Source organism: Micromonospora sp. RTGN7 (genome assembly GCF_033804645.1).
Classification (GTDB): domain Bacteria; phylum Actinomycetota; class Actinomycetes; order Mycobacteriales; family Micromonosporaceae; genus Micromonospora.
Window position 1 is genome coordinate 103,408 of record NZ_JAPZLF010000005.1, and the last position, 16,244, is coordinate 119,651.

The 16,244-nt window shown below is 70.7% G+C and carries 11 protein-coding genes; all 11 read left to right on the forward strand.

Annotation, left to right across the window (positions count from 1 at the left end; genetic code table 11):
- Window positions 1-12: 12 nt before the first annotated feature.
- The 11 genes from kdpB (at window position 13) to SNR22_RS09225 (ending at window position 16,238) form a co-directional block, all read left to right on the forward strand.
- Complete coding sequence (kdpB, locus tag SNR22_RS09175; protein WP_320066076.1) at window positions 13-2,208, forward strand: potassium-transporting ATPase subunit KdpB; 2,196 nt, start codon at window positions 13-15, stop codon at window positions 2,206-2,208.
- Window positions 2,208-3,083 carry a potassium-transporting ATPase subunit C gene (locus tag SNR22_RS09180; protein WP_320066077.1) on the forward strand — a complete coding sequence of 292 codons (876 nt, stop codon included), beginning with the start codon at window positions 2,208-2,210 and terminating at the stop codon, window positions 3,081-3,083. Before kdpB ends, SNR22_RS09180 begins: the two co-directional genes overlap by 1 nt.
- A gap of 136 nt (window positions 3,084-3,219) precedes the next feature.
- Complete coding sequence (locus tag SNR22_RS09185) at window positions 3,220-5,769, forward strand: DUF4118 domain-containing protein (protein WP_320066078.1); 2,550 nt, start codon at window positions 3,220-3,222, stop codon at window positions 5,767-5,769.
- Window positions 5,769-6,455 carry a response regulator gene (locus SNR22_RS09190; RefSeq protein ID WP_320066079.1) on the forward strand — a complete coding sequence of 229 codons (687 nt, stop codon included), beginning with the start codon at window positions 5,769-5,771 and terminating at the stop codon, window positions 6,453-6,455. Before SNR22_RS09185 ends, SNR22_RS09190 begins: the two co-directional genes overlap by 1 nt.
- Window positions 6,456-6,607: 152 nt before the next feature.
- A complete protein-coding gene (locus SNR22_RS09195; protein WP_320066080.1) occupies window positions 6,608-9,754 on the forward strand; it encodes a GH92 family glycosyl hydrolase in 3,147 nt (1,048 codons plus the stop codon).
- A 610-nt stretch (window positions 9,755-10,364) separates the two neighbouring features.
- Window positions 10,365-10,685 (forward strand): helix-turn-helix domain-containing protein, encoded by a 321-nt coding sequence (locus SNR22_RS09200; RefSeq protein ID WP_320066081.1) that lies wholly within the window; start codon window positions 10,365-10,367, stop codon window positions 10,683-10,685.
- 358 nt (window positions 10,686-11,043) lie between these two features.
- The gene (locus SNR22_RS09205) at window positions 11,044-12,096 is read left to right on the forward strand and encodes an NAD-dependent epimerase/dehydratase family protein (protein WP_320066082.1); all 1,053 of its coding nucleotides are present in this window, start codon (window positions 11,044-11,046) and stop codon (window positions 12,094-12,096) included.
- A 439-nt stretch (window positions 12,097-12,535) separates the two neighbouring features.
- Window positions 12,536-13,537 (forward strand): ABC transporter substrate-binding protein, encoded by a 1,002-nt coding sequence (locus SNR22_RS09210; RefSeq protein WP_320066083.1) that lies wholly within the window; start codon window positions 12,536-12,538, stop codon window positions 13,535-13,537.
- 60 nt (window positions 13,538-13,597) lie between these two features.
- A complete protein-coding gene (locus SNR22_RS09215) occupies window positions 13,598-14,365 on the forward strand; it encodes an ABC transporter ATP-binding protein (RefSeq protein ID WP_320066084.1) in 768 nt (255 codons plus the stop codon).
- Window positions 14,362-15,162, forward strand: a complete 801-nt coding sequence (locus SNR22_RS09220) for an ABC transporter permease (RefSeq protein ID WP_320066085.1) — start codon at window positions 14,362-14,364, stop codon at window positions 15,160-15,162. The genes SNR22_RS09215 and SNR22_RS09220 overlap by 4 nt, the downstream gene beginning before the upstream one ends.
- On the forward strand, window positions 15,159-16,238 hold the full coding sequence (locus SNR22_RS09225; protein WP_320066086.1) for an Ldh family oxidoreductase: 1,080 nt from the start codon (window positions 15,159-15,161) through the stop codon (window positions 16,236-16,238). Before SNR22_RS09220 ends, SNR22_RS09225 begins: the two co-directional genes overlap by 4 nt.
- The last annotated feature ends 6 nt before the right edge of the window (window positions 16,239-16,244 follow it).

The following is a 16,244-nucleotide window of genomic DNA, read 5'->3' on the forward strand; positions in this document are numbered from 1 at the left end:
AGGAACGAGGACATGTCCGTCACGCCCGTGACACCCGGGGCCGGCGCACCGCCGACCGCCGGCACCCCGGCCACCCAGGGCAACCGGGTCGGCGGGGGCCTGCTCGACCCGAAACAGCTGCTCCGCTCCCTGCCCGACGCGCTGCGCAAGCTCGATCCGCGCACGCTGTGGCGTAACCCGGTGATGCTGATCGTCGAGATCGGCGCCGCCTTCACCACCGTCCTCGCGGTGACCGACCCGTCGGTGTTCGCCTGGGCGATCACGGTCTGGCTGTGGCTGACCGTGCTCTTCGCCAACCTGGCCGAGGCGGTCGCAGAGGGACGGGGCAAGGCCCAGGCCGCGACCCTGCGGCAGGCGAAGACGGACACCGTCGCCACCCGGCTGGTCGGCTGGGCCCCGGGCGCGCGCGCCAACTCCTACCGCGACGAGGCGGTACCCGCACCGGAGCTGCACCAGGGCGACGTCGTCCTGGTCACCGCCGGCGGGATCATCCCCGGCGACGGCGACGTCGTCGAGGGCATCGCCAGCGTCGACGAGTCGGCGATCACCGGCGAGTCGGCCCCCGTCATCCGGGAGTCCGGCGGCGACCGCAGCGCCGTCACCGGCGGCACGAGGGTGCTCTCCGACCGCATCGTCGTGCGGATCACCCAGAAGCCGGGGGAGAGCTTCATCGATCGGATGATCGCCCTCGTGGAGGGGGCGAACCGGCAGAAGACGCCGAACGAGATCGCGTTGAACATCCTGCTCGCCGCGCTCACCGTCGTCTTCCTGCTCGCGGTCGTGACGCTGCAGCCCCTGGCCGTCTTCTCCAAGCAGTACCAGGCCGCAGCCGGGGACACCGGCGCGATCACCGACGCCGGCGTCTCCGGGGTGGTCCTGGTGTCGCTGCTGGTCTGCCTCATCCCCACCACCATCGGCGCGCTGCTCTCTGCGATCGGCATCGCGGGGATGGACCGCCTCGTCCAGCGCAACGTCCTGGCCATGAGCGGACGCGCGGTCGAGGCCGCCGGCGACGTCAACACGCTCCTGCTCGACAAGACCGGCACGATCACCCTGGGCAACCGGCAGGCCGCCGAGTTCGTCCCCGTCACCGACGTCACCGCAGATCGACTGGCCGACGCCGCGCAGTTGGCCAGCCTCGCCGACGAGACCCCCGAGGGCCGCTCGGTGGTGGTGCTGGCCAAGAACGACTTCGGGCTGCGGGAACGCGAGCCGGGCCTGATGCCGCACGCCACCTTCGTGCCGTTCACCGCGCAGACCCGGATGAGCGGCGTCGACCTGACCCCCGACGCCGGGGGCGACGGTGCCGCACGCCGAGTGCGCAAGGGTGCCGCCGCGGCGGTGATGAAGTGGGTCCGCGACAACGGCGGGCATCCCACCGAGCAGGTCGGCGAGATCGTGGACGCGATCAGCGGCACGGGCGGCACCCCCCTGGTCGTCGCCGAGCACGTCGACGGTGAGCCGGCCCGCGCCCTCGGCGTGATCCACCTCAAGGACGTGGTGAAGGCCGGTATGCGGGAGCGGTTCGACGAGATGCGCCGGATGGGCATCCGCACCGTGATGATCACCGGCGACAACCCGCGCACGGCGAAGGCGATCGCCGACGAGGCCGGGGTGGACGACTTCCTCGCCGAGGCCACCCCGGAGGACAAGCTCGCACTGATCAGGCGCGAGCAGTCCGGCGGCCGGCTGGTCGCGATGACCGGCGACGGCACCAACGACGCCCCGGCCCTCGCCCAGGCCGACGTCGGGGTGGCCATGAACACCGGCACCTCGGCGGCGAAGGAGGCCGGCAACATGGTCGACCTCGACTCCGACCCGACCAAGCTCATCGAGATCGTCGAGATCGGCAAGCAACTGCTCATCACCCGGGGCGCCCTGACGACCTTCTCCATCGCCAACGACATCGCGAAGTACTTCGCCATCATCCCGGCCATGTTCGCCGGCATCTACCCGAGCCTGGACACGCTGAACATCATGGGGCTGGCCAGCCCCACCTCGGCGATCCTCGCCGCGGTCATCTTCAACGCGCTGGTGATCATCGCGTTGATCCCGCTGGCCCTGCGCGGCGTGCGGTACCGGCCGGCAGCCGCGTCGAAGCTGCTCAGTCGCAACCTGCTGGTCTACGGCCTCGGCGGCATCGTCGTGCCCTTCGTCGGCATCAAGCTCATCGACCTGCTCATCCAGTTCATCCCAGGGATCTCGTGATGCGCCTACCCGCCTGGCTCTCCTCATATCTCGCCGCCCTGCGCGCCCTACTCGTGTTCACCGTTCTGCTCGGGCTCGCCTACCCGCTCGCCCTCGTCGCCGTCGGTCGGATTCCCAGCCTCGACGGCAGGGCCGACGGCTCGCTGATCAGGGCGAACGGCCAGACCGTCGGCAGCGCCCTGATCGGGCAGTCGTTCACCGACGCCGACGGCAACCCCGTTCCGCGCTACTTCCAGTCCCGACCCTCGGCCGCCGGCTACGACCCGACCGCCACCACCGCCTCCAACCTCGGCCCGGAGAGCGTCGTCGACACCATCGCCACCGACCCCGCCGAGTCGACGCCGAGCCTGCTCACCCAGGTCTGTGCCCGCAGCAAGGCCGTCGGTGAACTCGACGGCGTGGACGGCCGCCGCCCCTTCTGCACCCCGGAGGGGGTCGGTGCGGCGCTCGCGGTGTTCCGCGTCGACGGGTTGACCGGGCCGGTGACCCGGGTGGTCAGCGTCAACCAGATCAGCCCGGCCACCCCGTTCCTCGCCTCCTACCAGGGCGTGCCGGTGGAACTGGCGAAGCCCGGCGAGGACTATGTCGCCGCCGGCGGGCTCATCACCCCGATCCGCGGCGACGCCCCCGCCGACCCGGCGGTGCCGGCCGACGCGGTCACCGCCAGCGGCAGCGGACTCGACCCCCAGATCAGCCCCGCGTACGCCGAGATCCAGGTCGACCGGGTCGCGCGTGAGCGCGGTGCCGACCCGGCTGCGGTCCGCCGCCTGGTCGACCGGCACACCACCGGCCGTACGCTGGGATTCCTGGGCGAACCGGGCGTCAACGTCCTGGAACTCAACCTCGCCCTCGACGAGCAGTTCCCCACCCGCTGATGTCGGGTCCAGGGCGGGGTCGTCGGCCCCGCCCTGGGCCCGCGTCGTGGCCGGCGACCCCGCCGGTCAGTCCCGCCGGATCCGGTGCTGACCGCCACCGGTCCGGCGGCGGCCCCGAGCAGAGAGGATCTTCTTCGTGTCAGGAGGGGAGCTTCGTATCTACCTGGGCGCCGCTCCCGGGGTCGGCAAGACCTACGCCATGTTGGAGGAGGCCCAGCGCCGGGTGGAACGCGGCACCGACGTGGTGATCGGCTTCGTGGAGACCCACGGCCGTCCGCACACCGCCGCCATGATCGGCAATCTGGAGCAGGTGCCCCGCCGCACGATCGCCTACCGTGGGGTCGAGTTCACCGAGCTGGACCTCGACGCCGTGCTCGCCCGCCGACCCGAGGTGGTGGTGGTCGACGAACTGGCCCACACCAATGTGCCGGGCTCCCGTAACGACAAGCGCTGGCGGGACGTCCAGGAGATCCTCGACGCCGGCATCAACGTCCTGTCCACGGTCAACGTCCAGCATCTGGAGTCGATCAACGACGTCGTCGCCCAGATCACCGGCACCACCCAGCGGGAGACCGTCCCCGACGCCGTCGTCCGCGCCGCTGGGCAGGTCGAGCTGGTCGACATGACCCCGGAGGCGCTGCGCCGGCGGATGGCGCACGGCAACATCTACCGCCCCGACAAGATCGACGCGGCGCTCGGCAACTACTTCCGGGTCGGCAACCTCACCGCCCTGCGCGAGCTGGCCCTGATCTGGCTCGCCGACAAGGTCGACGACCAGCTCGGTGCGTACCGCGCCCAGCAGGGCATCTCCGACACCTGGGAGGCCCGCGAGCGGGTCGTCGTCGCCCTGACCGGCGGGCCGGAGGGCGACCCGCTGATCCGCCGCGCGGCCCGGGTCGCCGCCCGCGGCCGGGGTGCCGACCTGCTCGCCGTGCACATCGCCCGCAGCGACGGCCTCGCCGGCGCCGACCCCGCACGGCTGGCCCGCCAGCGGGTGCTGGTGGAGAGCCTCGGCGGCACCTACCACCACGTGCTCGGTGCGAACGTCCCGGCCGCGTTGCTCGACTTCGCCCGTGGCGTCAACGCCACCCAACTCGTCCTCGGCGCCAGCCGCCGTGGCCGGCTCGCCCAGGTGTTCTCCCGTGGGGTGGGGGTGACGACCACGGCCCTGTCCGGGTCGATCGACGTGCACCTGGTCACCCATCCCGAGGCGGGTCGAGGCCGGCGGGTGGCCGGCGTCCCGGCGGCACTGTCGCGCCGACGCCGGCTGTTGGGGTTCGCGCTCGCCGGGCTGGGCATGCCGCTGCTCACAGTGCTGCTGTTGACGCTGCCGGATCTCACCCTGACCAACGACATCCTGCTGTTCCTCGCCGGCGTCGTCGGAGTGGCCCTGGTCGGCGGCCTCTGGCCGGCGCTGGCCGCCGCCCTCGGGGGCTCGCTGCTGCTCAACTGGTTCTTCACCCCGCCCTACCACACGCTGACCATCGCGGAGGCGGACAACCTCCTCGCCCTCGGGGTCTTCGTCGGTGTCGCACTGGCGGTCAGCTGGGTGGTGGACGTCGCCGCCCGCCGGACCCGGGAGGCGGCGCGGGCGTCCGCCGACGCGCAGACCCTGGCCACGGTGGCCGGTGGTGTGCTGCGCGGCGAGCGTCCGCTGCCGGCGCTGCTCGACCGGCTCCGGGAGACCTTCGCGCTGCGCGCGGTCAGCGTCCTGGAGTTGGCTGTCGACGCCGAGGGGCGGCCCGCCCGGGCCAGCGAGGAAGGAGCGTGGCGGGTCGTGGCCAGCGTCGGGGAGTCGCCACCGGGCAGCCCCAGCGCGGGGGAGACCGCGGTGCCGGTTGACGACCGGCTCACCGTCGTGCTCGCCGGCCGGCGGTTGGAGGCCGCCGACCGGCGCGTCGTCGAGGCGTTCGCCGCCCAGGCCGCGGTGGCGCTGCGCCAGGAACGCCTCACCGAGGAGGCCGCCACCGCCCGTCCGCTGGCCGAGGCCGACCGGATGCGCACCGCGCTGCTCGCCGCCGTCAGCCACGACCTGCGAACGCCGCTGGCCTCGGCGAAGGCGGCGGTGAGCAGCCTGCGTAGCCCCGACGTGGAGTTCGACGCCGACGACCGGGAGGAGCTGCTGGCCACCGCCGACGAGTCCCTGGACCGGCTGGGCCGACTGGTGGCGAACCTGCTGGACATGAGCCGCCTGCAGGCCGGCGTGCTCGGCGTCACCGCCGCCGCGATCGGGCTGGAGGACGTCGTGCCCCGGGCGTTGGACGAGCTCGGCCCGCCCGCCGCCGACGTCAGCACCGACATTCCCGCCGACCTGCCCGCCGCCACCGCCGACCCGGGGCTGTTGGAGCGGGTGCTGGTCAACCTCATGGCGAACGCGCTGCGGCACAGCCCGCCCGGGCAACCGCCCACCGTCACCGCAAGCGCCCACGCCGGACAGGTGGAGCTGCGGATCATCGACACCGGCCCGGGCATCCCCGAGGACCGGTGGGAGCACGTCTTCCTGCCCTTCCAGCGCCTCGGTGACCGGGACAACCAGACCGGGGTCGGTCTCGGCCTCGCCCTGTCCCGGGGCCTCGCCGAGGCCATGGGTGGCAGTATCACGCCCGAGACCACCCCGGGTGGCGGGCTGACCATGGTGCTGCGGCTGCCCGCAGCCGCCCCGAGCACGTCGGAAGGGCCGCCGTAATGACCCGCATCCTCGTGGTCGACGACGAACCGCAGATCCTGCGTGCCCTGCGGATCAACCTGCGCGTCCGCGGTTACGACGTCCAGGTCGCCGAGACCGGCACGGCGGCGCTGAAGGCCGCCGCCTCCCACCCGCCGGACCTGGTGGTCCTTGACCTGGGCCTGCCCGACCTCGACGGCGTGGAGGTGATCCGGGGGCTGCGCGGCTGGACGGCGGTGCCGATCATCGTGCTGTCGGGCCGGGCGGGCAGCGAGGACAAGGTCGCCGCCCTCGACGCCGGTGCCGACGACTACGTCACCAAGCCGTTCGGCGTGGACGAGCTCCTCGCCCGCATCCGCGCCGTCACCCGTCGCCTCTCCGCGACGACGGGCGACGGCGCGAGCGCCGTCGCCCAGGTGGGCCGGCACACGGTCAACCTCGCCGAGCACACCGTGCGCCGCGACGACGGGGTCGAGGTCAAGCTCACCCCCACCCAGTGGGCCATGCTCGACAAGCTGCTGCGCCACCCCGGCAAGCTCATCAGCCAGCGCCAGCTCCTGCACGACGTGTGGGGGCCGGAATACCAGCACGAGACCAACTACCTGCGTCAGTACATGGCCCAGTTGCGGCGCAAGCTGGAGGACGACCCGGCCCGTCCCCGGCACCTTCTCACCGAACCCGGCATGGGCTACCGCTACCGGCCCTGACCGAGCACCGCGGCGGCAGGGCCGGGCTGCCGGAAGTGGTCGGCCACCTTCCGTTGACACGCGCCCTTCGTGCGACTAGACCTCATATCTACAACCTTGGATATGTGGTGTGGGGGCCGTCCGGTCCTGCGCCCAGAGGGAGGATCCGGATCATGCTCCGATCAGGCCCGTCCCGTCTGCTTGGCCTGCTGGCCACCGCCGTCACCGGCGCGTCCCTGCTCGTCGCCGTCGCCACACCCGCGATGGCCGCGCCGCTGAGCCTCACCCCGTACGTGAACCCGTTCATCGGCACCGACGACAGCAACGCCCCCAACCCCGTGCCGGGTGGTGCCGGCGGAAGCACCGTCCCCGGCCCGGTGCAGCCCTTCGGCATGGTGCAGCTCAGCCCCGATACGCCCACCGCCTCGCCCTCGGGCTACCGGTTCAGCGACACCCAGATCGAGGAGTTCAGCCTCACCCACTTCAACGGCGCCGGTTGCGCCAACAACGAGGACCTCGGCATTCTGCCGATCACCGGCGCCATCGGCGCCTCGCCCGGCACCTCCTGGACGTCCTACCGCGCCACCCAGAACAAGAGCCAGGAGCAGGCGCGTGCCGGCTTCTACCAGGCGGTGCTCAGCAACTACGGCAACACTCGGGTCGAGGCATCGACCACCCGGCGCACCGCCGCCCTGCGGCTGAGCTACCCGGCGACCGACACGGCCCGGGTGCTGATCAACACGAGCCGCAGCGCCACCGGCAACCGGAACGGCTCGATCACGATCAACGGCTCCACCGTGACCGGCAGCGTCACCGGCGGCGGCTTCTGCGGCAACGGCAGGACCTACCAGATCTTCTACCGGATGGAGTTCGACCGCGCCCCGAGCGGCGTGGGCACCTGGCTCGGCGGCACCGTCAGCGCCGGCTCCACCAGCGCCAGCGGCACCAACTCCGGCGGCTACCTGACCTTCGACACGTCCACCAGCCCGGTCGTACAGGTCAAGGTCGGCATCTCGTTCGTCAGCCAGGCGGGAGCCCAGGCCAACCTTGCCGGCGAGCAGCCGGGCTTCGGATTCGACACCGTACGCGCCAACGCCGACGCGGAGTGGAACACGTTCCTCAACCGGGTGCAGGCCACCGGCGGCGCCGACGCCGACCTGCGGAAGTTCTACACCGCGCTCTACCGCGTCCTGATCAACCCCAACGTCTCCAACGACGTCGACGGGCGGTACCGCGGCTTCGACAACGCCGTGCACACGGCGAGTCACCCGGTCTACCAGAACTACTCCGGCTGGGACATCTACCGTTCGTGGGCGGCGCTGATCGCCTTCATCGCTCCGGTGGAGGCCGCCGACATCGCCAAGTCGATGGTGCTCGACGGCCAGCAGGGCGGCCTGCTGCCCAAGTGGTCGCACAACACCAACGAGGCCTTCGTGATGACCGGGGATCCCGGCCCGATCATCGTGGACAGCCTCTACCAGTTCGGCGTCCGCGACTTCGACACCGCCGCTGCCCTGTCCCTGATGAAGAAGGCCTCCGCCGGCGGCACCATGCAGGGCAGTCCGATCCGCGGCCGGCAGAGCGGCTACGTCCAGCGCCAGTTCATCGACGGCGACCCGTCCGACTCACTGGAGTACTCGGCGAGCGACTTCGCGGTCGCCCAGTTCGCCCGGGCGCTGGGCGACACCGCCACGTACGACACCCACATGACGCGCGCCCAGTGGTGGCGCAACACCTTCAACACCGAGTCGAGCTACGTCCACCCGCGCAACGCCGACGGCACCTGGCCGTGGCCCCTCGACCCGGCCAGCCAGTCGAACTTCGTCGAGGGCAACGCCTCGCAGTACACCTGGATGGTCCCCTACAACTTCGCCGGCCTGATCAACCTGATGGGTGGTCGGCAGACCGCGATCCAACGGCTGGACCACCACTTCACCCAGACCAACGGTGGGCAGTCGCAGCCGTTCTTCTACATCGGCAACGAGCCCGAGCACGGTGTGCCGTGGGCGTACCATTTCGCGGCGGCACCGGCCGGCACCAGTGCCGTGGTCCGGCGGGTGATGGACGAGTCGTTCGCCACCGGCGCGGGCGGCCTGCCCGGCAACGACGACCTCGGCGCCACCTCCGCCTGGTACGTCTGGTCCGCGCTCGGCATGTATCCGCCGACGCCGGGTGCGGACACGTTGGCGCTGCACGGCCCGCTCTTCCCGTCGATCCTGGTGGATCGGCCGACCGGTGACCTCCAGATCAACGCCGCCAACGCCGGGCCGGGCAACCAGTACGTGCAGAGCCTCCTCGTCAACGGCGCGTCGACGCAGCGCACCTGGTCGCGGTACCGCGACATCGCCGGTGGGGCCACGCTGTCGTACACGATGGGCGGCTCGCCGTCGTCGTGGGGCACCGGTGTGGCCGAGGTGCCACCGTCGTTCACCGACGGGTTCGCCCCGCCGGCCGCCGCCCCCGAGTTGGGGGTCAACCTGGCCGCCGGTCGGCCGGCCACCGGCTCGGCCTCCTGCACGGCGGCCGAGGGCCCGGAGAAGGCGTTCGACGGCCGGCTGGGCAGCACCAGCAAGTGGTGTTCGCTCGCGGCCGGGACGAAGTTCCTCCAGGTGGACCTGGGGTCCGCCCAGACGATTCGGTCCTTCGTTGTCAAGCACGCCGCGCTGGGCGGTGAGCGGACCGGTTGGAACACCGGCGCGTTCACCATCCAGACCAGCACCGACGGGACCACCTGGACGACGCGGACGACCGTGTCCGGCAACCGCTCCAGTCGCACGTACCATCCGATCCTGGCGGTGCCGGCCCGGCACGTCCGACTCAACGTCACCACCCCGGCCAACGACGGGAACAACGCGGCCCGAATCGACGAGTTCGAGGTGTACGGCGGCAACGGCCAGATCAATCTGGCGTTGAACCGGCCGGCCACCGCCGACGCGCAGTGCTCGGCCGGCGAGGGGCCCGAGAAGGCCGTCAACGGCAGCACCGGGGGCGGCAACTCCGACAAGTGGTGCTCGCTCGGCGGCACCAAGTTCCTCCGGATAGACCTCGGTGCCAGCCACGCGATCAGGTCCTTCACCCTGCACCACGCCGGCGCCGGCGGCGAGACCCCGGCGTGGAACACCCGCGACTTCGACCTGCAGGTGTCGTCGGACGGAGTGGGCTGGACGACCGCGGCACAGGTCCGGGGTAACACCGCCGACGTCAGCGACCACCCGGTGGCGGTCAGCGGCAGGTACGTGCGTCTGAACGTCCTCACTGCGACGCAGACCACCGACGCGGCGGCCCGCCTGTACGAGGTGGAGATCTACGGCGACGAATGATGTGGACGGCCCCCGGACCCGTCGGCCCTACGGACTGTCAACCTCGGAACTACGTGCTGTCAGTGAAGAAATCTAGGTCCGAGCGACTGGATATTCTCGCTCTAGTGGGTTACAGTACTTTCAGTCGAGAGCAGAGAACACCAAAGACGCAGACGGACCGCCCGGCCGTGAGGTCACGACGGGCGCAAGAAACGGAACCAGAGGCACGTCAGCCCCGAAGTGTTGCGCGACGGGGCGCGCAGGTGGGGCCAGGGCATTTTCAGGGCTCCAGCTGATGTCCGCCGCAGCTGTCCGGGGCCAGGGAAGCACGTGGGCCTCGACGCCGGTGGACCGCACGTCAGTAAGGGAAAAGAGTCCCAGAAGAGGAAAGGGAGGGCCCAACACCGTTGGATCGCCCGCCTTCGGCCGTCATACCGGGCCAGGCGGACACCGCAGTCTCCATCGAACGAGAGGTGGTCTCCGGTCACGCATATGCGATCCTCGCACCCGAAGCCTTCACAACTGGCTGGTGCGGATACGACAAGCCGACATTCCCGTTGGCAGATGGTGTTCTGACCCGTAACCCTGGGCCCCGGCGCGTCAGCGCCGGGGCCCTCGACGTGGAGGTGACATGGGGCAAAACCCCGACGACATGTTCGGTGACGAGGACTATCCCGCCTACACCATCGGCCAGGCCGCAGAGATGCTCGGCGCCTCGCAGGACTTCCTGCGCCGCTTGGACGAGGCGAACCTGATCGACCCGCACCGCTCCGCCGGCGGGCACCGCCGCTACTCCCGCTATCAACTGCGCCTGGCCGCCCGAGCCCGGGAGATGGTGGACCGGGGCACCGCCCTGGAGGCAGCCTGCCGAATCATCATCCTGGAAGACCAACTCGAAGAAGCGCTCCGGCAGAACGAGAAGCAGCAGCACGGGCCGCAGCAGGCCGACTGACCGCCCCAACCGGGCGCGTCGTCGGCGTAGCGCTGGTGTCGGCTCCGCCTGAAAATTGACGACGCGGCTCAACGGGTGGCGGCGTCGGTGACAATCGCCTGAAGGTGGAGTCGGCACTCGGTGACGCGTCCTGGTGCAGCGGTGACGCCGACAACAGGTGCGAATTTCTCGCGAGCAACTTCTGCACCGACACGAGCGGCAAAATCCTTTAAAAGAAAACAATCCTCGCATAGATCTCCTGTCTGGCTATGACGTATTTGTGGCAAAAGGTGCCATGTGCTGCTTTTGCCCGGTTAGCGTCTCCTCGTCAAGGTGGTGACAGAGGGGGGCGACCCCGTCGTTTCCAAGGAGCTTCGCGATGGACCTGCCAGAACTTCTCCCGGTCAAGCGCCCGCCCAACGGCCTCGATCCCAAGCGCATCCTCGTGACCGGGGGCGCTGGTTTCATCGGCAGCCACGTGGTCGCCCGGCTGATGCTGATGGGCAGCCGGGTTCGGGTGGTGGACAACTTCTCCACCGGGCGGATCGAGAACCTGGCCGACGCCGCGTACGGCGGTTTGTCGGGGGACGATGTGATCTCGGGTGACATCCGCACCCCGGAAGGGGTGAAGATAATTCATGACTGGAAGCCCGACGTCGTGGTGCACCTGGCCGCCCAGGCCAGCATCCCCACCGCCGAGCGGACCCCCCTCTACGACGCCGATGTGAACGTCTTCGGCACCGTCAACGTGCTCGACGCGTGTGTCCGCAGCCAGGTGCGACTGTTCGTCAACGCCACCAGCAGTGCGATCTTCGGCGACGTGCCCGTGAGCGAGCTGCCGATCGAGGAGAACTACGGGATGGCGCCGGCCAGCCCGTACGGCATCGGCAAGGCCGCCGCGATTCGCTATGTCGACTGGTACGGCCGTCAGTACGGCCTGCCGTACACGTCGATGGTGTTCAGCAACGTCTACGGGCCGCGCCAGGGTGATGCCGACTGCGGCGTGGTGTCCCTGATGGTCGACGCGCTGCTCGACGGGCGCCCGGTGACGATCAACGACGACGGCCGGCAGACCCGTGACTTCGTGTACGTCAGCGACGTCGCCGAGGCGGTGGCCCTGGCCTGTCACTCCGAAGGTGCCGGCCTGCTCAACATCGCCTCCGGTCGGCAGACGACGACCAACGAGGTGTACCGGGCCGTCAGCGAGGCCGTCGGTGCCAGTAACAGCCCCCGCTACCAGGCGCTGCACGAGTCCGGGGAGATCCGGAACATGGCGCTGGACAACAGCAAGGCCAAGGCGTTGCTGGGCTGGCAGCCGACAGTCGGATTCACGGAAGGGGTGCGGATGACGGTGCGGGACGTCCGCCGCCGCAGGACCGGCACGGTGGCCATGCCTCCGGTCCAAGGGCTCCGCGTCCTCAGTGGCCGATAACGGGTCAGATCAGGACCCGTCCCGGCACCGCGCGGCAAAACGGTAAACCACTCGAACGCCGCGTGCTCCACATGCAGCGTGGAGGAAGTCTCCGTCCTTTGGGACGGAGAGGCGCTTCCTGTGGCGACATCGGAAGCGTCCCGGCACTGGTGCGCCCGCACGCTGTCTGCGGGGTGCGCGGCGGGGGGACTGCCGGGCGGCGAGCTTGAGCGTGGTGGCGACGACGGTGGCCCCGTGTTCGCGAGGCGATCCAGCAGCGTCGATGAGGTGCCGTGGTGTTGCCGGCTCCGACCAGCCGGTACGGGGGGGTCGGGCGAGCGCCGGGCAGGTCGGTGCGGCCGGCCGGGTCGAGGCGGTGGGCCGGCGGCGTTATCGAATCGGGGTCTTGACGGCTACGGAAGTTTGACATTTGATAAATCCTGTCAACGCAGGAGGTCACATGTCAGGTCGTCATCGTCTCGTCGCGGCTGCCGTCGCGGCGGCTCTCGTGCTCACCGTCTCCGGCTGTGGTGGTGAGGAGGAGGAGGCTGATTCCCCCGCCGCCGCCTCCGTCACCTACCTGACCTCCTTCGGGACGTTCGGGCGGGACTCGTACGCCCACGTCGCCCTGGAGAAGGGCTTCTTCAAGGAGGCCGGGCTCAACGTCACCATCAAGCCCGGCACCGGCACCGTGGATGTCATGAAGCTGATCGGGTCGGGGCAGGCCGACTACGGCACCGGCGACCTCTCGGGGGTCATCACCACGATGGCCAAGGAGAAGATGCCGGTGCGGGCGGTGGCCGCCATCCACCAGCGGTCGATGGCCGGTATCGCCTCGCTGGGCAAGGCGATCGACTCGCCGGAGAAGCTCGCCGGCGCCACCATCGCGGACAGCTCCGGCTCCACCAACATGATCATTTTCCCGGCGTACGCCAAGGCGGCCGGCATCGACCCGAAGTCGGTGACGTTCGTTCCCTCCTCGCCGCAGTCACTGCCGCAGCTGCTCGCCGCCGGCTCGGTGGACGCGATCGGCCAGTTCGCCGCCGGCAAGCCGCTGCTGGAAAAGGCCGCCGGTGGCAAGACCGTCACCATGCTGCCGTACGCGGACAAGCTGCCCGATCTGTACGGCAACGCCCTGCTGGTTTCCGCCAAGAAGCTCGAAGGCGACCGCGCGCAGGTCGAGAAGTTCACGGCAGCGCTGGTCAAGGGCCTGGTCTATGCGGTGGAGCACCCCGAGGAAGCCGCTCAGCTGCTCAAGAAGCACGACCGGACGGCCGACGAGAAGGTCGCCGCCGCCGAGCTCACCGAGATGCGCCCGTACGTCCTGGGCGCCGGCGGGCCAGCCGGAACGCTCGACCGCAAGCGGGTCGAGGCGATGATCGCGCTGCTCGCCGGCACCGGCACCCTCAAGACGACGCCGAGCGCCGACGACCTCGGCGTCTACGACATCGCGAAGCCGTAACTTCCTCTTCGACGGCGGTGCGCGCGGCCCGTTGCCGTGCGCACCGCGAGGGGCGCGACCATGATCGAAATTCGTAACGTTTCGCAGATCTACCGCACCCGGGCCGGTGAGGTGGAGGCCCTGCGCGAGGTATCGCTCGAGGTCGCCGACGGCGAGTTCGTGGCGATCGTCGGGCGGTCCGGCTGCGGCAAATCCACCCTGCTGCGGCTGGTGGCGGGCCTCCAGCCGGCCACCTCCGGCGAGATAACCGTCGCCGGCACCCCGATCCGGGGGCCCCGGCGGGACGTCGGCTTCATGTTCCAACGCCCGGCGCTGCTGCCGTGGCGGTCGGTCGTCGACAACGTGCTGCTGCCGACCGAGGTGTTCAGACAGGACCGGCGCGACGCCCGCAGGCGCGCGCACGACCTGCTCGAGCTGGTCGGGCTGAACGGCTTCGAGAAGCGCCTGCCGCACGAGCTCTCCGGCGGGATGCAGCAGCGGGTCTCGCTCTGCCGAGCCCTCATCCAGCAGCCCCGGGTGCTGCTGATGGACGAGCCGTTCTCCGCGCTCGACGCGCTCACCCGGGCCGACCTCTCGGTGGAACTGCAGCGACTGCAGATGAAGCACGCCTCGACGGTGCTCTTCGTGACGCACTCGGTCGACGAGGCCGTGCTGCTCGCCGACCGGGTCGTCGTGCTCAGCCCCCGACCGGGCCGGCTACGGCAGATCGTGAACATCGACATCGCCCGGCCGCGCTCACTGGGGCACGACGGCCACTCCACCGAGCTCGGCGAGCTGCGCGCCCAACTGCACGACCTGCTCATGACCCCCGAGGAGGTGACCCGGTGACGGTCACCGAGACCCGCCGTACCCGCACCGACAAACCACGCGCGGAGGGCCACTGGACCCGACACCTCCCGCCCGTGCTCGGCGTCGTGGCCGTCGTCGCCCTGTGGTGGGCGATCACGGTCGTCTTCGACGTGGAGAGCTTCATCCTGCCGTCCCCGCTGCAGGTGGCGCAGGCCATGGCCGAGCAGGCCGACTACCTGTGGGACAACACCCTGGTCACCCTCTCCGAGACGTTGCTGGGCTTCGGACTGGCCATCGCGGTCGGGGTGCCGCTGGCGCTGATCGTCACCGCCTCGCGGATGCTGGAGCGGACCGTCTACCCGCTGCTGCTGATGCTCAACGCCGTACCGAAGGTGGCCGTCGCGCCGCTGCTGGTGGTCTGGATGGGCTTCGGCCAGTTCCCCAAGGTCTTCCTGGTCTTCCTGGTCTGCTTCTTCCCGATCGTCATCTCCACCGCCGCCGGTCTCAGCTCCACGCCGGCCGACCTGGTGGAACTGGGCCGGTCGCTGAAGACCAACTGGTGGCAGACGTTCCGCCTGATCCGGATGCCGGCCGCCGTTCCGCAGCTCTTCGTGGGCCTCAAGCTTGCCATCACCCTCGCCGTCATCGGCGCGGTGATCGCCGAGTTCGTCGGTGCCACGGAAGGGCTGGGCTACGCGATCGTCGCCTCCGGCGCCAGCGCCGACACCGCGCTGGCCTTCGCCGCGATGATCCTGCTCGGGGTGCTCAGCGTCGTGCTGTTCTACCTGCTCGCCGCGGTCGAGCGGTTCTTCGTGCCCTGGGCGGACCGGTCATGAGTACACCGGAGATTCCGCCGACCGTCCCGGTCCGGTGGCTCACCGACGCCATCACCTCGGTCTTCGGCGCCCTGGGCTTCTCCGCGCCCGCGGCCGGCCTCGTCGCAGGCTCCCTGGTGGACGCCGACCGGCGCGGGATCTCCTCGCACGGGGTGATGCTGCTGCCGATGTACGTCGACCGGATCAGGGCCGGCTCGGTCAGTCGGGCCGAACGGGCCGAGGTGGTCCGGGACAAGGGCGCCATCGCGGTGCTCGACGGTGGCCACGCGCTGGGGCAGCTCACCAGCGACCAGGCGATGCGGCTGGCGGTGACCAAGGCACAGACGTACGGCGTCGGCGTGGTCACCGTCCGCCGGGCGTTCCACTTCGGCGGGGCGTTCCGGTACGTGGAGCTCGCCGCGAACAACGGCTGCGTCGGCATCGCGGCGGCCAACACCCGTCCGCTGATGCCCGCACCGGGCGGCGCCTCTGCGGTGGTCGGCAACAACCCGCTCGCGGTGGGCGTGCCCCGCGCGGGCGGCAAACCGGTGATCCTCGACGTGGCGCTCTCCGAGGCGGCGCTCGGCAAGATCCGGCTGGCCGCCGGTGCGGGCCGGCAGATCCCCGCGAGCTGGGCGACCGACGCGCAGGGGCGACCCACCACCGACCCGGCCGCCGCGCTCAAGGGGCTCCTGCTGCCGTCGGGCGCCCACAAGGGATACGGCCTCGCCCTCATGGTCGACGTGCTCACCGGGGTGCTTTCCGGCGGGGCGTACGGCCGGGGGGTCCAGGGCCTCTACGCCGACGTGTCGGTGCCCAACGACTGTGCGCACTTCTTCCTCGCCCTCGACGCCGAGGCGTTCGCCGAGGACACGGAGGAGATCGCCCGCCGGGTGGACGACCTGGCCGGCCAGGTGCTCGGCTCCGCGCTGGCACCCGGGGCGGAGCGGGTCCACCTGCCCGGTGACATCGAGGCCGACCGGTACGAGCGGGCCTCGCGCGACGGTGTGTCGCTCCAGCCGTCGGTCTTCGCCGGGCTGGTGGAGGTCGCCGCCGGGCTCGGCGTGCCGCTGTCGGCGCCCGGCAGCGCGGGCTGATCCGGC